Source organism: Burkholderia glumae LMG 2196 = ATCC 33617 (assembly GCF_000960995.1).
In the GTDB taxonomy this organism is placed as follows: Bacteria; Pseudomonadota; Gammaproteobacteria; order Burkholderiales; family Burkholderiaceae; genus Burkholderia; species Burkholderia glumae.
Genome location: NZ_CP009435.1, coordinates 355551 through 376681, shown reverse-complemented (window position 1 = coordinate 376681; position 21131 = coordinate 355551). Strand labels below are relative to the sequence as shown.

Below are 21131 nucleotides of genomic sequence, written 5' to 3'. Positions count from 1 at the left end.
CATGATGTCGGCCGGGAAGAGTATGACAGTTTACCTACCCGGTGTGACCGAGCAAGAAACATGCGCGCCGCCGGCCGGGCCCGACGGCGCGGGCCGCGGCGGCGCCCGGCACGATCGGGCGGCGCGGGCGCATCGATCACAGGCAGCGTCGGTGCGGACCGGGGCCGAGTCGCGCACCGCGTTGGTGCGCCCGGCGCACACGCCGGTGCGCCGGCGGCGGCGCGTCGTTGCCGCCGCCCCGTGCCGCCTGCGCGCTAGGTGCGCTCGGACGGATCGGTCTTTTTCGTGCTGGCGCGCACGTCCGGCGCGAGCTGCGCGAAGATCCACGCCGAGCCGGCCGTGATGATGCCGACGCAGAAGAAGGTCGCGTGGAACGCCGGCAGCGTGTGGGTGGGCGTCACGCTGCGGATCACGCCGGTGAAGGTGGTGAGCAGCGCGCCCGCCACCGTCACGCCGAGGCTCATCGACAGCATCTGCACCAGCGAGAACAGGCTGTTGCCGCTGCTCGCGCCGCCGGTGCCGAGGTCCTTCAGCGTGAGCGTGTTCATCGCCGTGAACTGCATCGAATTGAAGCCGCCGAACACGGCCAGCTGCAGCACCTGCACCCACACCGGCACGTTGTCGCGCATCAGCGCGAAGCTCGCCATCAGCAGCCCGACCATCACGGTGTTGACGAGCAGCACCTGGCGATAGCCGTGACGCTGGATCAGATGCGTGATGAGCCGTTTCGAGAACATCCCCACCACCGCCACCGGCAGCATCATCAGGCCGGCCTCGAATGCCGAATAGCCGAGGCTCACCTGCAGCAGCAGCGGAACCAGGTAAGGCATCGCGCCGCTGCCGATGCGCGCGAACAGGTTGCCGAGCAGGCCGACACTGAAGGTGTGGATGCGGAACAGTTCGAGCGAAAAGATCGGGCTCGGCGCGCGCACCGCGTAGAGCCCGTACGCGACGAACGAGGCGAGGCCGAGGATCATCAGCACCAGCACGGCGGCGTGGTCCATGCCGAGGTCGGCGAGGCCGTCGAGCGACAGCGACACCGCGACCATGCCGACCGTCAGCAGCAGGTAGCCTTTCAGGTCGAAGCGGCCGGCTGCCGGGTTGCGCGAATCGGGCATCGAGTAGAACGTGGCGAGGCAGCCCGCCACGCCCACCGGCACGTTGATCAGGAAGATCCAGTGCCACGACGCGATCTTGACGAGCCAGCCGCCGAGCGTCGGCCCGATCAGCGGGCCGATCAGGCCCGGTATCGCTACGAACGACAGCGCCGGCAGGTAGCGTTCGGCCGGGAACGTGCGCAGCACGGCCAGCCGTCCGACCGGCAGCAGCATCGCGCCGCCCACGCCCTGTGCCACGCGCGAGGCCACCAGCTGCGGCAGCGTGTGCGAGCTCGCGCAGAGCAGGGAGCTGGCCGAGAAGATGAGGATCGCGCTGAAGAACACGCGCCGCGTGCCCAAGGTATCGGCCAGCCAGCCCGAGACGGGGATCATCACCGCCATCGTCAGCGAGTAGGCGATCACCACCGACTGCATGCGCAGCGGCGATTCGCCGAGGCTCGCGGCCATCGACGGCAACGCCGTGTTGACGATGGTCGCATCGAGCGTCTGCATGAAGAAGCCGGTCGCGACGACCCACAGCATCACGGTCAGGGACGATTCGCTCGGGGTGGGGGCGGCAGGACGGGACATGGGCGGGGGCGTGGGCGCGAAACAGCCGACATTGTAAGAAAATCAGGCGGCGCGCGCAGGACAGGTGGGCACGGAGGAGTGCGCGGGATCAGCCCGCGCGCGTCGGACGCCGCGGCGCGATCAGGGCGGCGGCGGTGCGCGCTACTTGCGCAACTCGACCACGAAGTCGTAGTAGTCGTTGCGGCAGTAGGTATCCGTCAGCTCGATCGCGCGCTGGTCGCTGGTATAGCCGATGCGCGTGATCAGCAGCAGCGCGTCATGCGGCGCGATGCCCATCTGCTGCGCGATCTCCTCGCTCGCGTTGACGGCGCGGAAATGCTGCAGCGCGCGCACGATCGGCGTGCCGCGCTGCTCGAGCCAGCTGTAGAGCGAATCGCCGATGGCGCCCGGATCGGGGATCAGCGTGGCCGGGAACGTCGAGTTCTCGACCGCCATCACGATGCCGTCGGCCAGCCGCAGCCGCTTGAGCCGCGTGACGGATGCGGCGGGCGAGAGCCCCAGCTGGATCACCTCGTCCCGGTTGGCGGGCTGCACGCTGCGCGCGATCCAGCGCGAGCTCGGCGTGAAGCCGCGGCGGCGCAACATCTCGCTGAAGCTCGACAGCCGCGAGAGCGGGTCTTTGTAGCGCGGCTGGATGAAATTGCCGGCACCGTGGGTGCGGCGGATCAGCCCTTGCTCGACCAGCAGCGAAATCGCCTTGCGCGCGGTGATGCGCGACACGCCGAGCGCCTCCGACAGCACGCGCTCGGACGGCAGCGCCTCCCCGGCCGTCCAGCGGTTCTGGTGGATCGCGTCGCCGAGCTTGCGCGCGAGTTGCAGGTACAGCGGCGTGTCGTGGTCCGGGTCGGGGCGCAGATCGTGCCAGCGGTCTTCCGTCGATGGCTTCATGAGGGCGGCGTGAAACAGGGTGGGGTCATTTTATGACATTCGCGCGCCGCGGTTGCAGCCGGCCGCGACAGCGGGCGGGCCAGGGCGGCCCCGGCGCCGTGCGCGACTCGCTACACTGATGGCTCGGCATGGTGCCGGACTACTGGCGAGGACGAGATGGCAAACACGATCGAGACGATTGCGCTGCCCGACGGCGAGCGGGTGGCGAAGCTCGGGCAGGGCACCTGGGAGATGGGCGAGCGGCCCGCGCGTCGCGCCGCCGAGATCGCGGCGCTGCGCGCCGGCATCGAGCTGGGGCTCACGCTGATCGATACGGCCGAGATGTACGGCGACGGCGCGACCGAGGAGCTCGTCGGCGAGGCGATCCAGGGCCTGCGCGACGGGCTGTTCCTGGTCAGCAAGGTCTATCCGCACCATGCCGACCGCCGGCAGATGATCGCCTCGTGCGAGGCGAGCCTGCGCCGGCTCGGCACCGACCGGCTCGACCTCTACCTGCTGCACTGGCGCGGCGAGGTTCCGCTCGACGAGACGCTGGAAGCGTTCGAGCGCCTGCGCGCGGCGGGCAAGATCCGACACTGGGGCGTGAGCAATTTCGACACCGACGACATGGAGGAACTCGTCGCCGCGGGCGGCGCCGGTTGCGCGACCAACCAGATCCTCTACAACCTGGCGCGGCGCGGGCCGGAGTTCGACCTGCTGCCGTGGCAGGCGACGCGGCACATTCCGGCCATGGCGTACAGCCCGATCGACCATCTGCGCCTGCCGAAAGGCACCGTGCTCGACGAGATCGCGCGCGAGCGCGACGCCACGCCCCAGCAGGTCGCGCTGGCCTGGGTGCTGCGCCGCGACGACATGATCGCGATCCCGAAGGCGGGCGACGTCGAGCACGTGCGGGCGAACCGCGCGGCGCTCGACCTGGTGATCGACGACGCGGCGCTGGCCCGGCTCGACGTGGCGTTTCGTCCGCCGCGCGAGAAGCAGGCGCTGGAAATGCTGTAGGCGCGGGCGCGCGCCGAGGTGGCGCCGCGCCTGGTCAGACGGGCTGCGTCAGACGAGCTGCGTCAGACGAGCTGCGTCAGACGAGTTGCGAGCTGGCGCGGCGCCAGCGGTGGAACAGGATCGAGCCGACCCAGCAGGCCAGGAACAGCGCGACGATGGCGTAGCCGATCGTGCCGAAGCGATCGTTGATCGCGCCGATCAGGTCCCAGACGCCGCCGGCCAGGCCGAGCCGGTCGGCGACGAGGCCGAGCGCCTCGACGCCGCCGATCACGAGCGCGACCGCGGCCGAGACGAAGGTGATGCTGAGGTTGTAGGCGAGCTTGCGCCGCGGGTCGTCCATCGCCCAGCCGTAGGCGTGGACCATCAGCACGTTGTCGGTCGAATCGATCAGCGTCATGCCGGCCGTAAACAGCGCCGGAAACACCAGCACCGCGTGTAGCGGCAGCCCCTGGTTGGCCTGCGCGGCGGCGATCGCGAGCAGCCCGATCTCGGTGGCCGTGTCGAAGCCGAGTCCGAACAGCAGGCCCACCGGGTACATGTGGGCGCTTTTCGTGACGAGCCGGAACAGCGGGCGCAGCAGGCGCGTGAGCAGGCCGCCCGCCGCGTGATGGTGGCCCGGATGGCCCGCGTGCGCGTCGGCGGCGGGATGGGCGCCGGCCGCGTCGGCTTTGCGCGCGTGCCGGTAGCGGCGCCAGATGTCGCGCAGGATCACGAGATTGATGATCGCGAGCACCAGCAGGAAGCCGGCCGACACCGCCGTGCCGATCGTGCCGCCCACCGCCTTGAAGCCGTCGAGGCGCGTGCGCAGCGCGAGCGCGGTGATCGCGATGCCGAGCGTGGCGACGATCACGATCGTCGAGTGGCCGAGCGAGAAGAACAGGCCGACCGAGAACGGCCGCTGGCCTTCCTGCATCAGCTTGCGCGTGACCGTATCGATCGCGGCGATGTGGTCGGCGTCCACCGCGTGACGCAGGCCGAAGCCGTAGGCGAGCGCGGCCGTGCCGAGCAGCAGCGGATGGCCGTGCAGCGCGACGAGCGCCCAGCTCCAGGCGGCGAGGTTCGCGCCGATGAGCGCGGCGTAGAGCATCAACAACTGGCGGCGGGGCGAGACGGGCATGGCGTGGGGCGGGGCGGTCTGCGGGATTCGCGGATTCTGACACGAGCAAAATTCCAGCGGTATGAGCGGAGCCGCCAGCCGGCGGCAGCAAGATATACAGATTAACTGTACAGTTTTCCTGTAAAAATGATAACGTGTGCGGATGCTTGATATTCCTCATTCCTCCGATCCCGACGATTTGCCCGGCGAGGCCGAGCCGGCCGCGCTGGCCGGAGAGTTGCGGATCGCGCTCGGCAAGCTGATGCGGCGCCTGCGCGAGCAGGGGCGCAGCGGTGACTTCACGCCCTCGCAGCGCTCGGTGCTGCTGCGGCTCGAACGCGACGGGCCGGCGACCGTATCGGCGCTCGCGCGTGCCGAGAGCGTGCGTCCGCAGTCGATGCGGGCCACCGTCGCCGCGCTCGAGGCGCAGGGCGCGGTGCTCGCCTCGCCCGATCCGGCGGACGGCCGGCAGACGCTGATGGCGCTCGCCGAGCCGTTTCGCGAGCGCCTGCGGGCGAGCCGCTCGGCGCGCGAGGATTGGCTCGGGCGCGCGCTGGACGCGCAGCTGTCGGCGCGCGAGCGGCGCGAGCTGGCGGCCGCCGTCGCGTTGCTGCAGCGGCTCGCGGAGTTCTGAGGCATGGGCGCGCCGGCCGGTCCGGCCCGGGCCGTCGTTCCCGCGCGGGCCGCCGGGTCGGATGTGCCGGCCCGCGCCTGCCGGCCCGAGGGCCGCTGGTGCAGCGGGGCGCGGCAATGAGCCTGGCGCGCTCGTTCCGTTCGCTACGTCATTCGAACTACCGGCTGTGGGCGGCCGGCGCGCTCGTCTCGAACGTCGGCACCTGGGTGCAGCGCACCGCGCAGAGCTGGCTCGTGCTCACGCAACTGACGCGTCACGACGCCTCGGCGGTCGGCATCGTGATGGCGCTGCAATATGCGCCGCAGATGCTGCTGCTGCCGTGGACCGGCTACGCGGCCGACCATTTCGACCAGCGCAAGCTGCTGCGCGCGACCCAGGCGCTGATGGGCGCGCTCGCGTTCGGGCTCGGTGTGATCGTGGTGGCGGGCGTGGCGCGGCTCTGGCATGTATACCTGTTCGCGCTGCTGTTCGGCAGCGTGGCCGCGTTCGATGCGCCGGTGCGGCAGACCTTCGTCACCTCGCTCGTCGGCGACGCGGATCTCGCCAACGCGGTCGCGCTCAACTCCACCGTGTTCAACGCGGCGCGCATGATCGGCCCCGCCGTGGCGGGACTCCTGATCTCGTCGGTCGGCACCGGCTGGGCGTTCGTCGCGAACGGCCTGTCGTTCGGCGCGGTGCTGGTGTCGCTGTCGCGGCTGCGCGTCTCGCCGCAGCACCCGGGGGCGCAGTCGCGGCGCGCGCGGGGCGGCCTCGCGGCGGGCGCGCGCTACGTGCGCGGCCGGCCCGACCTGCTTGCGATCCTCGCGATGCTGTTCCTGATCGGCACCTTTGGGCTCAATTTCCAGATCTACCTCTCGACGATGGCCGTCGACGTGTTCCACACCGGCGCGAGCGGTTTCGGGCTGCTGTCGTCGATCATGGCGATCGGCACCATCGCGGGCGCGCTGGTGGCCGCCGGCCGCGACCGTCCCACGCTGCGCACGCTGCTCGGCGGTTGCGCGGCGTTCGGCATCGGCTGCGCCTGCGCGGCGCTGGCGCCGGGCTTCTGGAGCTTCGGCGCGATGCTGGTGGTGGTCGGCGTCGCCGCGCTGACCATCACCAATTCCTCGAACAGCCTGATGCAGCTGTCCACCGAGCCGGGCATGCGCGGGCGTGTGACGGCGTTGCGCGTGGCGATCGTGATGGGCGGCACGCCGCTCGGCGCACCGATCGCCGGCTGGGTGGCGGACCGCTTCGGGCCGCGCTGGTCGCTCGGCGTGGGCGCGGCGGCCGGCGCCGCAGCCGCCGTGGTGGCGCTGCGCGCGATGCGGCGGCAGGCGCGCGAGGCGCGGGCCGCGGCCGAGGGAAGTGACGAGGCCGTCGCGCGCGAGGCGGACCAGAGGGCATCGCGCGCGGTGCGGCGCCGCTGAACGCGGCACGCCGGGAGCGTGCCGCGCAATGAAAAAGCCCGCCCGGAGCGGCCTCCGGGCGGGCTGGCTGGCAGGCGCGCCGCGTCGCGACGAGGCGCGCCCGTTCGCGGGCCTCAGCGCCCCTTCGCGCTGATCACCGCTTCCGACACGTTGGCCGGCGTTTCCGCGTAGTGCTTGAACTCCATCGTGTAGGTCGCGCGGCCCTGCGTGGCCGAACGCAGCGAGGTCGAGTAGCCGAACATCTCCGAGAGCGGCACCTCGGCGCGCACCACCTTGCCGCCGCCGCCGGCGATGTCGTCCATGCCCTGCACGATGCCGCGGCGGCTCGACAGGTCGCCCATCACATTGCCCATGAAGTCCTCGGGCGTCTCGACTTCCACCGCCATCATCGGTTCGAGCAGCACCGGCTTGGCGCGGCGCATGGCTTCCTTGAACGCCATCGAGCCGGCCATGCGGAACGCGTTTTCGTTCGAATCGACGTCATGGTAAGAGCCGAACGTCAGGTGAACCTTCACGTCGACGATCGGGTAGCCGGCCAGCACGCCGCTCTTGAGCGTGTCCTGGATGCCCTTGTCGACGGCCGGGATGTACTCGCGCGGAATCACGCCGCCCTTGATCTCGTCGATGAACTCGTAGCCCTTGCCCGGGTTCGGCTCGAGCGTGACCACCGCGTGGCCGTACTGGCCGCGCCCGCCCGATTGCTTGACGAACTTGCCCTCGACGTCCTTGGCCGTGGTGCGGATCGTCTCGCGGTACGCCACCTGCGGCTTGCCGACCGTGGCCTCCACGCCGAACTCGCGCTTCATGCGGTCCACCAGGATTTCGAGGTGCAGCTCGCCCATGCCCGAGATGATCGTCTGCCCCGACTCCTCGTCGGTCTGCACGCGGAACGACGGGTCTTCCTGCGCGAGGCGGTTCAGCGCCAGGCCCATCTTCTCCTGGTCGGCCTTGGTCTTCGGTTCGACCGCCTGGGAAATCACCGGCTCGGGGAATTCCATGCGCTCGAGGATGATCGGCGCGTTCACCGCGCAGAGCGTGTCGCCGGTGGTGGCGTCCTTCAGGCCGACCGCCGCGGCGATGTCGCCGGCGCGCACTTCCTTGATTTCCTTGCGCTCGTTGGCGTGCATCTGCAGGATCCGGCCGAGGCGCTCCTTCTTGTCCTTGGTCGCGTTGAGCAGCGTGTCGCCCGATTCCACCACGCCCGAATAGACGCGGAAGAAGATCAGCTGGCCGACGAACGGGTCGGTCATGATCTTGAAGGCGAGCGCAGAGAACGGCTCGTCGTCGCTCGGGTGGCGCTCGGCCTGCTTTTCCGGGTCCTGGAAGTCGTGGCCGAGGATCGCCGGCACGTCGACGGGCGACGGCAGGTAGTCGATCACGGCGTCGAGCATCGCCTGCACGCCCTTGTTCTTGAACGCGCTGCCGCACAGCATCGGCACGATCTCGTTGGCGATGGTGCGCTGACGCAGCGCCGCCTTGATCTCCGCCTCGGTCAGCGAATCGTGGTCGGTCAGGTATTTGTCGAGCAGTTCCTCGCTCGCTTCCGCGGCCGCCTCCACCATCTTCTCGCGCCATTCGTGCGCGAGTGCGACGAGATTCGCCGGAATCTCCTCGTAGGTGAATTTCACGCCCTGGCTTTCGTCGTCCCAGAGGATCGCCTTCATCTTGACGAGATCGACCACGCCCTGGAAATGATCCTCCGCGCCGATCGGAATCTGGATCGGCACGGCCACGCCCTTCAGGCGGTCGCCGATCTGCTTTTGCACGCGGAAGAAGTCCGCGCCGATGCGGTCCATCTTGTTGACGAACGCGATGCGCGGCACCTTGTACTTGTTGGCCTGGCGCCAGACCGTCTCGGACTGCGGCTGCACGCCGCCCACCGAGTCGTACACCATGCAGGCGCCGTCGAGCACGCGCATCGAGCGTTCCACCTCGATCGTGAAGTCGACGTGCCCGGGGGTGTCGATGATGTTGATCCGATGCTCCGGATAGTTGCCGGCCATGCCTTTCCAGAACGCGGTCGTCGCAGCCGACGTGATCGTGATGCCGCGCTCCTGCTCCTGCTCCATCCAGTCCATCGTGGCCGCACCGTCATGCACTTCGCCGATCTTGTGGCTCACGCCGGTGTAGAACAGGATGCGCTCGGTCGTCGTGGTCTTGCCGGCGTCGATGTGAGCGCTGATCCCGATGTTTCTATAGCGCTCGATGGGGGTTTTGCGGGGCACGTGAACCTCCTGTGGTTCCTGGACAGATCGAACCGGCCGACATGACCGGTCCGCTACGGCACTTCCGAGATTTCAAGCATAGCCTGTACACGTTGCTTTTGCAGGTGGGGGCGCCGGGCCGGGAAACAAGCGGGGCGGGGCAGGGGCGCTCGGGCGGCCGGAACGGCGGGCGCGGCCCCGGAGGTGGGGCGTTGCGGAGGATGCCGCGGCGAGGGCGGCGAGGGCGGCGAGGGCGGCGAGCGGGCCCGCGGCTGAGACCGGTTCGGCCCGCGCTGCGGCGCCTGGATGGGCGGGACGCCCGTGCGCGCGGCGCTGATTCGCCATGCGGGGCCGGATCGGCCGCGCTTGCGCGCGTGCCGGATATCAAGTGCCGTCAGCCACGGGCGGCGCGCGTTCCGTCGGGCCGCTTACTGCGGTGCCGGCAGCCCGTCGATCTTCATGCCGGGCTTGATGCCCTTGGCCTGGAACCAGCCCTTGCTCATTTCTAGCGCGTAGACGCCATTGTTGCGCGGACAATGATTGTCGGTGGTCTCGGCGCGCATTTCGTCGATGTCGGTGATCGTGCCGTCGGCGCGCATGAATGCGATCGACAGCGGGATCAGCGTGTTCTTCATCCAGAAGCAATGCACGGCGTTCTCGCCGAATACGAACAGCATGCCCTCGTTCGGCGCGAGCTGGCTGCGATACATGAGCCCCTGCTCGCGGTCCGCGTCGTTGGCGGCGATCGCCGCGTCGATCACGTACATGCCCACGCGCAGCTTGGTGTGCGCAAACTCGCTCGGCTGCTTGGCGCCCGGCGGGATGCCGTTCGATTGCTCGAACGCGGGCGCGAGGCCGCCCGCGGCAAGCGCGAGCGCGACGGGGAACACGGCGGTCCGCACGAGGCGGGCGAGCGTGGGGCGCGGAAAGAGTCGCACGACGAAGCTCCTGATCGGGTAATCGAGGGCTGCATGGTACGCGATGCGCGCGCTCCGGTGCAGCAAGGCAATGACGGCCGGATGACGGGGCAAAAAGAAAAGGCAGATCGCCTTGCGGTGATCTGCCTTTCAACGGCGCGGAAACCGGACTGCAGGTTCCCTGCGTTTCTTACAGTCTGCTTGCTTAGTTCGAAGCAGCTGCCGGTGCTGCTGCCTCGCTGGCAGCGGCCTTCTTATGTGCATGCTTCTTCGCTGCGTGCTTCTTGTGCGTGGCCTTCTTCGCCGGTGCCGAAGCGGCTTCCGGAGCGGCAGCCGGTGCCGAAGCTTGTGCGAATGCAGCCGTTGCGAACAGGCCAGCGACCAGAGCGGCGATCAGTTTGTTCATCTTGTGTTTCCTCAGCTTTAGTTAATTAACCAAATGACCCGGCATAGGAGTCAGTTCGTCTAACGAGGCCATCCACCTTTCGGTTGACAGACGCGGCAAGAAAAAAAAATTCCTTGGCGCTGCGGACACTTGGCTGCGAGTCAGGCGTCGCGGACGACACCGGTTTCGCGGCTTGGCGCCAATGCCGGATAGCTTCGGTCGGCATCTTCGTGAAATAACGGACGGTCGAGTCGATTGGTTGACGCGAGTCATGAAACTTTCATTCGATCGGCGCAAAACCGTCCCAGGGCGCGCGCGGCGGCAGCTCGATGGTCTCGCCGGGCGCGAGGCCGAGCGCGAACAGGTCGAGCGCGCCGATGCCGACGCGCACCAGCCGCAGCGTCGGAAAACCGACCGCGGCCGTCATCCGGCGCACCTGGCGGTTCTTGCCTTCGCTGATCGCGAGTTCGATCCAGGTGGTGGGGATCGCAGCGCGAAAGCGCACCGGCGGGGTACGCGGCCAGAGCGTGGCGGGCGGCTCGACCAACGACGCGCGGCACGGGCGCGTGACGTAGTCGCCGAGGTCGACGCCGCGCGCGAGCGCCTTCAGTGCGGCCGCGTCGGGTGCGCCCTCGACCTGGGCCCAGTAGCGCTTGACGAGCTTGTGGCGCGGCTCGGCGATGCGCGCCTGCAGCGCGCCGTCGTCGGTCAGCAGCAGCAGGCCCTCGCTGTCCGCGTCGAGCCGGCCAGCCGGATAGACGCCCGGGGCGCGTACCCAGTCGCCGAGCGAAGGCCGGGTTTCGTGCGGCGAGAACTGGCAGATCGTGCCGAACGGTTTGTTGAGGGCGACCAGAGGCATCGGGCGGGCTGCGCGGCTCGCGCCGCGTCGTATGGCAAATGGCGAAATCTTAATGCATAATACGGAACGGCAGGTCTTTTGTCTTATATAAGACTTGATGGCGGGCGGCGGCACGGCCGTTACGGGCGCTAGAATAGCGGCAACGTTTCTGTGCATCAGCCAGGCAAGCCCCCGCTTTCCATCAGCCCAGCCATATCACTGGAGTCGACCATGCCGTATCAGCACATCGTGGTGCCGGACGGCGGTGACAAGATCACCGTCAACAAGGACTTTACGCTCAACGTCTCGGACCAGCCCATCATCCCGTACATCGAGGGCGACGGCACGGGGGCCGACATCACGCCGGTGATGCTGAAAGTGGTCGACGCGGCCGTCGAGAAGGCCTACGGCGGCCGGCGCCGGATCCACTGGATGGAGATCTTCGCCGGCGAGAAGGCCACGCGCGTCTACGGCCCCGACGTCTGGCTGCCCGACGAGACGCTGCAGGCGGTGAAGGACTACGTCGTGTCGATCAAGGGGCCGCTGACCACCCCGGTCGGCGGCGGCATCCGCTCGCTCAACGTTACGCTGCGCCAGGAACTCGATCTCTACGTCTGCCTGCGCCCGGTGCGCTATTTCAAGGGCGTGCCTTCGCCGGTGCGTGCGCCGGAGAAGACCGACATGGTGATCTTCCGAGAGAACTCCGAAGACATCTATGCCGGCATCGAGTGGCCTGCCGGCTCGGAGAAGGCCAAGCGCGTGATCCGCTTCCTGCAGGAAGAGATGGGCGTGAAGTCGATCCGCTTTCCCGACAGCTCGGCGCTCGGCGTCAAGCCGGTGTCGCGCGAAGGCACCGAGCGCCTGGTGCGCAAGGCGATCCAGTACGCGCTCGATCACGAGCGCAAGTCGGTCACGCTGGTCCACAAGGGCAACATCATGAAGTACACCGAGGGCGCGTTCCGTGACTACGGCTACGCGCTCGCGCAGAAGGAATTCGGCGCCGAGCTGATCGACGGCGGCCCATGGATGCGCGTGAAGAACCCGAAGACGGGCGGCGAGATCGTCATCAAGGATTCGATCGCCGACGCGTTCCTGCAGCAGATCCTGCTGCGGCCCGCCGAATACGACGTGATCGCCACGCTGAACCTGAACGGCGACTACATCTCCGATGCGCTCGCCGCGCAGGTCGGCGGGATCGGCATCGCGCCGGGCGCCAACCAGTCCGATTCGGTCGCGATGTTCGAGGCGACCCACGGTACGGCGCCGAAGTACGCGGGCAAGGATTACGTGAACCCCGGTTCCGAAATCCTGTCTGCCGAGATGATGCTGCGCCACCTCGGCTGGACCGAGGCGGCCGACCTCATCATTTCGTCGATGGAGAAATCGATCCAGCAGAAGCGCGTGACGTATGACTTCGCGCGGCTGATGGAGGGCGCGACGCAGGTGTCGTGCTCGGGTTTCGGCAACGTGCTGATCGAGAACATGTAGGCACGATGCGGTAATGCCGGATCCGTTCCGGCCACCCCGGCGCCAGGCCGATGTCGCCGGGGTGGGAGCTAAGGTTCGTCGGCGCTTGTTCGCGGTCGGTTCGATCGCGGCCCGTTGGGTTCGCTGTCAGCGATCTTCTGTCAATTTTCTCGTAGCAACGCATCAACCATGTCCACCTCGTCCAAGATCATCTACACCCTTACCGACGAAGCTCCGGCGCTGGCGACCTATTCGCTGCTGCCGATCGTCAAGGCCTTCACGCGCTCGTCGGGCGTGGCCGTCGAAACCCGCGACATCTCGCTCGCCGGCCGTATCATCGCCGCGTTTCCCGAGGCGCTCACTCCCGAGCAGAAGATCAGCGACGATCTCGCCGAGCTTGGCCAGCTGACCTTGCGTCCCGAAGCGAACATCATCAAGCTGCCGAACATCAGCGCCTCGGTGCCGCAGCTGAAGGCCGCGATCGCCGAGCTGCAGGCGCAGGGCTACAAGCTGCCGAACTATCCCGACGAAGCGAGCAGCGACGCCGAGAAGGACGCCAAGGCCCGCTACGACAAGATCAAGGGCAGCGCCGTGAACCCGGTGCTGCGCGAAGGCAACTCGGACCGCCGCGCGCCGCTGTCGGTCAAGAGCTACGCCCGCAAGCACCCGCACAAGATGGGAGCCTGGACCGCCGATTCGAAATCGCACGTCGCGCACATGAGCGAGGGCGACTTCTACGGCAGCGAGAAGTCGGCGCTGATCGACGCGGCCGGCAGCGTCAGGATCGAACTGACCACGGCCGATGGTACGAAGAAGGTGCTGAAGGAAAAGACCGTCGTCAAGGCCGGTGAAATCATCGACGCCTCGGTGATGAGCCGCACCGCGCTGCGCAGCTTCATCGAGGCGCAGATCGCCGACGCGAAGGCCCGCGGCGTGCTGTTCTCGGTCCACCTGAAGGCGACCATGATGAAGGTCTCCGATCCGATCCTGTTCGGCCAGTTCGTGTCGGTGTTCTACGAGGACGTGCTGACCAAGCACGCCGAGACGCTCGTCAAGATCGGCTTCAACCCGAACAACGGCATCGGCGACCTGTACGCACGCCTGAAGGACCTGCCGGCCGAGAAGCGCGCCGAGATCGAAGCCGACATCAAGGCCCAGTATGAAAAGCGCCCGTCCCTCGCGATGGTCAATTCGGACAAGGGCATCACGAACCTGCACGTGCCGAGCGACGTGATCGTCGACGCCTCGATGCCGGCCATGATCCGCGATTCGGGCGGCATGTGGGGCGCGGACGGCAAGCTGCACGACGCCAAGGCCGTGATTCCGGACCGCTGCTACGCGGGCGTCTACCAGGCCGTGATCGACGACTGCAAGCAGCACGGCGCGTTCGATCCCGTCACCATGGGCAGCGTGCCGAACGTGGGCCTGATGGCGCAGGCGGCCGAGGAATACGGTTCGCACGACAAGACCTTCCAGATCACGGCCGACGGCGTGGTGCGCGTGACCGACGAGGCCGGCCGCGTGCTGCTCGAGCATGAAGTGAAGTCGGGCGACATCTGGCGCATGTGCCAGACCAAGGACGCGCCGGTGCAGGACTGGGTCAAGCTGGCCGTGAAGCGCGCGCGCGCCTCGAACACGCCCGCCGTGTTCTGGCTCGACGCCGCGCGTGCCCACGACGCGCAGATCATCAAGAAGGTCGAGCGGTATCTGAAGGATCACGACACCAACGGTCTCGACATCCGGATCCTGCCGCCCGTCGAGGCGACGCGCTTCTCGCTCGAGCGCATCCGCGCCGGCAAGGACACCATCTCGGTGACCGGCAACGTGCTGCGCGACTACCTGACCGATCTGTTCCCGATCATGGAACTGGGCACCAGCGCGAAGATGCTGTCGATCGTGCCGCTGATGGCGGGCGGCGGCATGTTCGAAACCGGCGCGGGCGGCTCGGCGCCGAAGCACGTGCAGCAGTTCAACGAGGAAGGCTTCCTGCGCTGGGATTCGCTCGGCGAATTCCTCGCGCTGGCCGCTTCGCTCGAGCACCTCGGCAACGCCTATCACAACCCCAAGGCACTGGTGCTCGCGAAGACGCTCGACCAGGCCACCGGCAAGTTCCTCGACGAGAACCGTTCGCCGGCACGCAAGGTGGGCGGCATCGACAACCGCGGCAGCCATTTCTACCTGTGCCTGTTCTGGGCGCAGGCGCTGGCCGCGCAGACCGAGGACGCGGAACTGGCCGCGCAATTCGCCGGTGTCGCCAAGACGCTGACGGAAAACGAGGCACGCATCGTGGCGGAACTGGGCGCGGCGCAGGGCAAGCCGGTCGACATCGGCGGCTACTACCGTCCGGACGCCGCGCTGACTAGCCGGGCCATGCGTCCGAGCGCGACGCTCAACGGCGTGATCGACGCACTGGCGTAAGCCGTGCGGGCGGTGCCGAGTCCGGCGTTCAACGCGCGAGCGCGCGGCGGCGGCAAGGTGCCCGCTCCAACGCGGCGCAGGCGGCGAACGTCACCGCCTGTACCGCGCCGCCGCGCGCGTCCGATCTGGCGCGTGCGGCGGCACATCACATAAGCAATGGCGCAAACAACGGCGCACGCGCGAGGCAAGGCACGCGTGCGCCGTTTCCCGTTTACACGTGGACGATTTCCCAATCGTCGATCTGTCCGGGGATCTCGAGCGTCGAGGTGTCGATCTCGTCGAGCGCCGCGCAGTGCGCGCCGCGCGCCAGGTGATCGACTGCATGCTCCGGGCTCTTGAACTCGCCCAGCGATGCGTTGCCGAACGTCGCCTCCCAGCCGTCGTTGCCCGGCAGGATGTAGAACGACCCCTGGTCCGATCCATAGCGAAATCCCTTCATGTCAGCCTCCGTTCACCATTCAAGAAAGAAATCGGTTGCGCTCCCGCCGCGCGGCGGGAGCCGGCTCGTCGACGTCCGCGCCGGTGGCGGGCGAGGGGCCGGCGGATCGTGGCCCTCGCGTTGCGTCGATCCATGGAAATCAGTCTACGTGGGCGACGCGCCGCGATCGAGGGCGTAGAGCGTCTGCTCGAAACAAAAATAATCTTGTTAAAACAATGGTTTGGAATTGCATTTTCAGACTGCGGAACGCGTTGCAACATCGCGAAAACGCGTTTTGGTGCTGCGCATCATGATTTTTTACGACGCGCGTTGACGTTCCGTATCATGAAAAATGACGGATTTCGGCGGCGGGCGGGCAGGTGGGGCGGCACGGCGCGGGCATCGGGCGCGTGGCACGAGCACGTCTTCGCCCCGACGAGCGGCCCGCAATTAACGGCCGTCGGTCTTCAAACTTGAGGCGTCGCACGCGAGGCGGCAGCGAAATACAGCATTTCGGATTCGATGCCCGACGGGTCATCGTGAAGTCATACGCCGGCAGCCATAATGCGCCCGCCCGGCGATTCGTCCGACTTTCCAAGTCGATCGGACGGGCGGGCCGGACTCACACACATGGCTGCTACGGGGATTCACATGACCATCCGACATCGCATTACGTTGCTTGTGGCGCTGATGTTCGTCGCGCTCGCGGCGATCGGCGGCTATGCCGTCTATCAGGCGCAGCGCAGCGCGGCAAGCGTTCGTCAGGTGACGCAGGGCGTCGTACCGAGCGCACTCGCTTCCTCCGATCTGGTTGCCGACCTGAAGGACGTGCAGATCGCGATGATGACGTTCGTCTACGCCCCCGACGCGACCATGGCGTCGCAGGCGCTCACGGAACTGAATACCAAGGAGGCGTCGCTGCGTGCGGCGCTCGACGCGCAGAGCCGCTCGGCGAAGGGCCAGGCGCAGACCGGGCTGATCTCGCAGGCGCGCGACAGCCTGAGCAACTACTTCGATGCGATCCACGACACCGCGAAGATGAAGTCGGAGGGCAAGAACGAACTGGCGCAGGCCTACCTGTTCGCCAACGTCGCGCAGTACCGCGACGAGCTCGAAGGCATCATCGAAACGCTGCGCATCGAGAAGAACCGCCAGAAGGACGAGGCGATCGCCACGCTGAACGGCATGCTGGCCACCACCACGATGACGATCGCGATCGTCGCGGGCATCGTGAGCGTGGTGCTGATCGGCGTCGGCCTGATGCTCTACCGCCAGATCGTGCGTCCGCTCGGCCGGATGCAGCACATGATGAGCGAGATCGCGTCGAGCCAGGACTTCACGCGCCGCGTGCCGGTGGGCCGCATGGACGAAATCGGCCGCTCGATCGTTGCGTTCAACGGCATGATCGAGACCATCCAGCGCAACGCCGCCCAGCTCAAGCAGCGCACCGCCGACATCCAGGCGATGCTGCAGAACATGCAGCAGGGCATCCTGACGATCGTGCCGGGCGGCACCGTGCATCGCGAATACTCGGCGTTCCTCGAGCGCATCTTCGAGACCGACGACATCGCCGGCCGGTCGGCCATGGAGCTCGTGTTCGCCGACTCGGACGTCGGCTCGGACGGACGCGCGCAGATCGAGGCGGCGATCGACGCGTGCCTCGGCGAGGACGGCATCAACTTCGAATTCAACCAGCACCTGCTCGTCAACGAGATCGGCAAGCGCATGCCGAACGGCGCCGAGAAGCGTCTCGATCTGTCGTGGTCGGCGATCACCGACGAGACCGGCACCATCGTGCGCCTGATGCTGTGCGTGCGCGACGTGACCGAACTGCGCGCGCTGTCGGCGCAGGCCAACGAGCAGCGCCGCCGCCTGGAGATGATCGGCGAGATTCTCGCGGTCAGCCAGGACAAGTTCCACGATTTCGTGGAGAGCGCCACCGGCTTCCTGCATGAGAACGAGCGCATCATCCGCCAGCACGAGCGCGCCGACAGCTCCGCGCTCGCCGCGCTGTTCCGCAACATGCACACCATCAAGGGCAACGCGCGGACCTACAGCCTCCAGCATCTGACCAACATCGTGCACGAGGCCGAGCAGGTCTACGACGAGCTGCGCAGCGCGGACGCGGCGCGCGAGTGGGACCAGCACGAGCTGATGAGCGATCTGGCGCGCGTGCGCGAGGCGCTCGACCACTACGCGACCATCAACAACGTGAGCCTCGGGCGTCGCGGCCCGGCCACGGGCGCGGAGCCGGACCGCTACCTGGTGGTCGAGCGCGCGCGGATTCGCGAAAGCCTGCGCCTGCTCGACGCGGCCGATCCGGCCGACCCGCACAACTGGCTGTCGATGCGCGATTCGGTGCGCGACACGCTGCGCCTGCTCGGCACCGAAACGCTCGGCGGCATGATCGCCGGCGTGACCGAATCGCTGCCGGCGCTTGCCGCCGATCTCGGCAAGGCCGCACCGGTGGTGCGCATCGACGACAACGGCTATCGCGTGCGCAGCGAAGTGGCGACGGTGGTCAAGGACGTCTTCATGCACCTGCTGCGCAACGCGCTCGACCATGGCATCGAGGCGCCCGAGGCGCGCCGCGCCGCAGGCAAGCCGGACGCGGGCACGATCGACATCGAGGTCGGCGTCGATGCCGGCATGCTGCAGATCACCGTCAGCGACGACGGCCGCGGCCTCGCGCTGGAGCGGATCCGGACGATCGCCGGCGAGCGCGGCTGGCTCGACGACGCGGCGGTGGCCAACGACGACGAGGCCGTGGCCGCGTTGATCTTCCGCCCAGGTTTCTCGACCGCGAGCGCCGTCACCGACGTGTCGGGCCGCGGCGTCGGCATGGATGCGGTGCGCAGCTTCGTGGTGCGCGTCGGCGGCAGCATCGCGCTGCGCTTCACGGACGATCGTCAGGGGGCCGCGTTCCGGCGCTTCCAGACCATCGTCAGCCTGCCGGACCACTACGCCGTCGACAGCGTCGGCATCGAGGTCGCGAGCGCCGAGGCAGCGGCACGCGACGACCAGGCGATCGATCGGGCGTAACGCGATGTCGATGACGGGTGGACTCTGGGCAGCAGGGCTGGGGGTGGTCGCGATCGCGGCCGTCGTATTCGGCTGCGTCATGTATCTGCGCGCGACGCGCGCGCTGGCCGAGGTGGGCCGGCTCGAGGCCGGGCAGGCGGCGGCCGAGGCGCATGCCGCGGCGGCGCAGGCCGACTGGGCGGCGCGCAGCGCCGACCAGGCCCGGCAGGCGGCCGCGCGCGAGCACGCGCTCGACGCCTCGCTCGAGCAGGCGAGCGCGCAGATCGCCGCGGCGCGTGCCTCGCTCGCGAAGGCCGAGGGCGAGCGCGACGCCGCGCATGCACTGGCCGGGCGGATCGCCACCGAGGCGGCGCGGCTGCGCGGCCTGGCCGGCACGTTCGAGCGCTGGCACGAGCAGATGATCTCGCTGATGACGCAGAACCAGGACATGCATGCGAAGAATCGCGAGCTTTCGTCGATCGTCGCGCACGTGCTGATCGTCTCGCTGAACGCCTCGATCGAGGCCGCGCGCGCCGGCACGGCGGGGCGCGGCTTCTCGATCGTGGCCAGCGAGGTGCGCTCGCTCGCCTCGCGCTCGCAGGAGCTTTCCAAGAGCTACCAGAACAGCCTGGACCGCAACGACCTGGTGACCGCCGCCACGTTCCAGGACATCCAGGCGGGCGGCAAGATGATCACCGCCTCGCTCGGCAACGTCGACCTGCTGGCCACCCAGTTGCGCGACCGGCTCGAACGGAGCGAATCGTGATCGGCGCGAACGCGCGCGAGAGCTTCGAGCGGATCTTCTTCGGCGCGGCGCAGGCGCGGCTCGCGACCGACGGCGTCTGCGAGATCACGCCGCGCGAGGCGCCGGATGTGTCGCGCGGCATCGAGGCGATCGTGCTGACCATCTCGTCGCTGCGCTTTCGCCTGCTGCTGCTGCTGCACTACCGCGACGACCCCGCCACGCGCGCCTATTACATCGGCACCGGCGGCACGGCCGGACAGCGGCCGCTGCGCGAGGCGTTCCTGGAAGTCGCGAACCTCTGCTGCGGCGCGATCAACCAGGCGCTCGTCGAGCATTTCCCCGATCTCGGGATGTCGACGCCGTATGGCCTGAACGGCGCGAGCGCCGCGCATCTCGTCGAGCTGAGGCCCGACCACGTGAGCGCCTATGACCTGATGGTGGGCGGCACGGTGCGGCTCGGCGCGACGCTCTGCGTCTGCGCGAACGCGCCCGTCGATTTCGTGGCGCAGACGCTCGATGTCGATGCGGGCGCGGGCGAGCTCGAATTGTTTTGATGGAAGAACCGAATCACCCCTCGGCAGGAGAAGGCATGACGACTCACGACACGCCCGTCAGCAAGGTGCTGGTGCTCGACGACAGCGCGACCCACCTCGACGCGATCCGCCAGTTCTGCGACGAGCACAACCTGGTCGGCCTCAAGGCGCGCCGCAACCGGCTGCTGAAGGTGCTGCGCTCGAACATCGATCTCGGCGCGGTGCTGCTCGCGTTCGACTACGGCGGCTCGACCGACGAGGCTGCCGCGGTGGCCGCGCAGATCGACGCGCTGCGCCCCGAACTGCCGATCATCGTGCGGCGTCCCGACGGCAGCGCCGCCGACGGCCTGCCCGAGGCGCTCAGGCGCGTGGCCTGCGCCAGCTACGCGCTGCCCGACCTCGCGCCGCTGCGCCGCGCCGTCGACGAATACTTGTTCAGCCTCGCCTACCCGAACGCACTGGTGCGCGGCATCGAGGAGATCACCGAGGCGCGCCTCGCCACGATCTTCCGCGGCATGACGATCGGCTGCGAGACGCCCTGCATCGTGCGCGACCAGATCATCTACGGCGAGGTGTTCAGCCTGATCGCGCTGGAAAGCGCGTGGTGCCGCGGCTACATGATGATGCAGACCGACGAGCAGCCGATGCTCGACTTCGTCGCGGCGATGCATCCGGACGAGCGGGCACCGGATTTCCGCGACCTGAACGGGGTGCTCGGCGAGCTGACGAACCTGGTGTGGGGCGCCTTCAAGGATCGCTTCCTGGGCAGCAGCCAGATACCGGCCGCGAGTTCGGTGCAGGTGCCGCTGCTCGTGAACCACAAGCACAAGTACATTTCGTTCGGCTCCGAGAACCCGCAACTGTGTTTCAAGTACCGGGTGACCGACGACAAGTCGGGCCGCACCGTGACGCTGCATCAGCGTTTCGTGTTCAGCCTGCAATGGTCGCCGGAGTCGTTCGACGATCACGCGCAGGCGGTCGGCGACATGGTCGACGCCGGCGAGCTGGACTGGTTTTAAGCAACCGACAAGGGACGACGAACATGGCAAAGATTCTGGTGGTGGACGATTCGAGCACGGTGCGCGACGAAGTGGCGGGCTTCCTGCGCAAGAACGGGCTCGAGGTGGAAACGGCGGTGGACGGCAAGGACGGTCTGGCGAAGCTGAAGACGAGTCCGGCCATCCGCCTGGTGGTCAGCGACGTGAACATGCCGAACATGGACGGCCTGACGATGGTCGAGAAGATCCGCAGCGAACTCGGCAACGCCTCGGTCAACGTCGTGATGCTGACCACCGAAAGCAGCCCCGCGATGAAGGAGCGCGGCAAGGCGGCCGGCGTGCGCGGCTGGATCGTCAAGCCGTTCCGCGGCGAAGCGGTGCTCGAAACGTTCCGCAAGCTCGCCGTCTGACGCGAAACGGCGCGTGCGCCGCTGCAGCGGTGCACGCGCCGGTGTATCGTCATCGCTTCGCTG

At 68.1% G+C, this 21131-nt stretch carries 19 protein-coding genes; 11 read left to right on the top strand and 8 right to left on the bottom strand.

Going from position 1 to position 21131, the window contains the following annotated elements; genetic code table 11:
• Nucleotides 1-254: 254 nt before the first annotated feature.
• Nucleotides 255-1688, bottom strand: coding sequence for a multidrug transporter subunit MdtD (gene mdtD / locus KS03_RS14285; protein WP_015876820.1), 1434 nt, complete (start codon nt 1686-1688; stop codon nt 255-257).
• Nucleotides 1689-1829: 141 nt separating this feature from the next.
• Nucleotides 1830-2576: a GntR family transcriptional regulator gene (locus tag KS03_RS14280; RefSeq protein ID WP_015876819.1), complete on the bottom strand. Its 747-nt coding sequence runs from the start codon at nt 2574-2576 to the stop codon at nt 1830-1832.
• Nucleotides 2577-2732: 156 nt separating this feature from the next.
• On the opposite strand from KS03_RS14280, the gene KS03_RS14275 reads away from it, so the two are divergent.
• Nucleotides 2733-3575 carry an aldo/keto reductase gene (locus tag KS03_RS14275; protein WP_015876818.1) on the top strand — a complete coding sequence of 281 codons (843 nt, stop codon included), beginning with the start codon at nt 2733-2735 and terminating at the stop codon, nt 3573-3575.
• Between the two features lie 76 nt (nt 3576-3651).
• Here the strand turns inward: KS03_RS14275 and KS03_RS14270 are convergent, their stop codons facing one another.
• Nucleotides 3652-4692, bottom strand: a complete 1041-nt coding sequence (locus tag KS03_RS14270) for a HoxN/HupN/NixA family nickel/cobalt transporter (RefSeq protein WP_015876817.1) — start codon at nt 4690-4692, stop codon at nt 3652-3654.
• Nucleotides 4693-4834: 142 nt separating this feature from the next.
• Here KS03_RS14270 and KS03_RS14265 point away from each other — a divergent pair, with 142 nt between their 5' ends.
• Entirely contained in the window at nt 4835-5305 is a 471-nt protein-coding gene (locus KS03_RS14265) for a MarR family winged helix-turn-helix transcriptional regulator (protein ID WP_015876816.1), read from the top strand.
• A gap of 116 nt (nt 5306-5421) precedes the next feature.
• A complete protein-coding gene (locus KS03_RS14260) occupies nt 5422-6714 on the top strand; it encodes an MFS transporter (RefSeq protein WP_015876815.1) in 1293 nt (430 codons plus the stop codon).
• A gap of 113 nt (nt 6715-6827) precedes the next feature.
• Here KS03_RS14260 and fusA read toward each other — a convergent pair whose 3' ends face one another.
• The 4 genes from fusA to KS03_RS14245 all read right to left on the bottom strand — a co-directional run bounded on the left by fusA (nt 6828) and on the right by KS03_RS14245 (nt 11079).
• Entirely contained in the window at nt 6828-8939 is a 2112-nt protein-coding gene (fusA, locus tag KS03_RS14255; RefSeq protein ID WP_045678844.1) for an elongation factor G, read from the bottom strand.
• A gap of 407 nt (nt 8940-9346) precedes the next feature.
• Nucleotides 9347-9856 (bottom strand): DUF192 domain-containing protein, encoded by a 510-nt coding sequence (locus KS03_RS14250; RefSeq protein WP_042967685.1) that lies wholly within the window; start codon nt 9854-9856, stop codon nt 9347-9349.
• A gap of 184 nt (nt 9857-10040) precedes the next feature.
• Entirely contained in the window at nt 10041-10241 is a 201-nt protein-coding gene (locus KS03_RS30050; RefSeq protein ID WP_015876812.1) for a hypothetical protein, read from the bottom strand.
• Between the two features lie 259 nt (nt 10242-10500).
• Nucleotides 10501-11079, bottom strand: coding sequence for a pseudouridine synthase (locus KS03_RS14245; RefSeq protein ID WP_015876811.1), 579 nt, complete (start codon nt 11077-11079; stop codon nt 10501-10503).
• Nucleotides 11080-11289: 210 nt separating this feature from the next.
• Here KS03_RS14245 and icd point away from each other — a divergent pair, with 210 nt between their 5' ends.
• Together icd and KS03_RS14235 are read left to right on the top strand one after the other, a co-directional pair.
• Nucleotides 11290-12546, top strand: a complete 1257-nt coding sequence (gene icd / locus KS03_RS14240) for an NADP-dependent isocitrate dehydrogenase (RefSeq protein WP_015876810.1) — start codon at nt 11290-11292, stop codon at nt 12544-12546.
• A gap of 168 nt (nt 12547-12714) precedes the next feature.
• Nucleotides 12715-14943, top strand: a complete 2229-nt coding sequence (locus tag KS03_RS14235; RefSeq protein WP_015876809.1) for an NADP-dependent isocitrate dehydrogenase — start codon at nt 12715-12717, stop codon at nt 14941-14943.
• Between the two features lie 211 nt (nt 14944-15154).
• Here the strand turns inward: KS03_RS14235 and KS03_RS14230 are convergent, their stop codons facing one another.
• A complete protein-coding gene (locus KS03_RS14230) occupies nt 15155-15382 on the bottom strand; it encodes a hypothetical protein (protein WP_015876808.1) in 228 nt (75 codons plus the stop codon).
• Between the two features lie 132 nt (nt 15383-15514).
• Between KS03_RS14230 and KS03_RS31415 the strand changes: the two genes are divergently transcribed.
• The 6 genes from KS03_RS31415 to KS03_RS14205 all read left to right on the top strand — a co-directional run bounded on the left by KS03_RS31415 (nt 15515) and on the right by KS03_RS14205 (nt 21068).
• The gene (locus KS03_RS31415; RefSeq protein WP_127913926.1) at nt 15515-15838 is read left to right on the top strand and encodes a hypothetical protein; all 324 of its coding nucleotides are present in this window, start codon (nt 15515-15517) and stop codon (nt 15836-15838) included.
• 174 nt (nt 15839-16012) lie between these two features.
• Nucleotides 16013-18403, top strand: a complete 2391-nt coding sequence (locus KS03_RS14225; protein ID WP_015876807.1) for an ATP-binding protein — start codon at nt 16013-16015, stop codon at nt 18401-18403.
• 4 nt (nt 18404-18407) lie between these two features.
• Entirely contained in the window at nt 18408-19148 is a 741-nt protein-coding gene (locus KS03_RS14220; protein ID WP_015876806.1) for a methyl-accepting chemotaxis protein, read from the top strand.
• Nucleotides 19145-19681 carry a hypothetical protein gene (locus KS03_RS14215; protein WP_015876805.1) on the top strand — a complete coding sequence of 179 codons (537 nt, stop codon included), beginning with the start codon at nt 19145-19147 and terminating at the stop codon, nt 19679-19681. The genes KS03_RS14220 and KS03_RS14215 overlap by 4 nt, the downstream gene beginning before the upstream one ends.
• A gap of 35 nt (nt 19682-19716) precedes the next feature.
• Nucleotides 19717-20679 carry a chemotaxis protein CheX gene (locus KS03_RS14210; RefSeq protein ID WP_015876804.1) on the top strand — a complete coding sequence of 321 codons (963 nt, stop codon included), beginning with the start codon at nt 19717-19719 and terminating at the stop codon, nt 20677-20679.
• A 23-nt stretch (nt 20680-20702) separates the two neighbouring features.
• On the top strand, nt 20703-21068 hold the full coding sequence (locus tag KS03_RS14205) for a response regulator (protein ID WP_015876803.1): 366 nt from the start codon (nt 20703-20705) through the stop codon (nt 21066-21068).
• Nucleotides 21069-21131 lie beyond the last annotated feature (63 nt).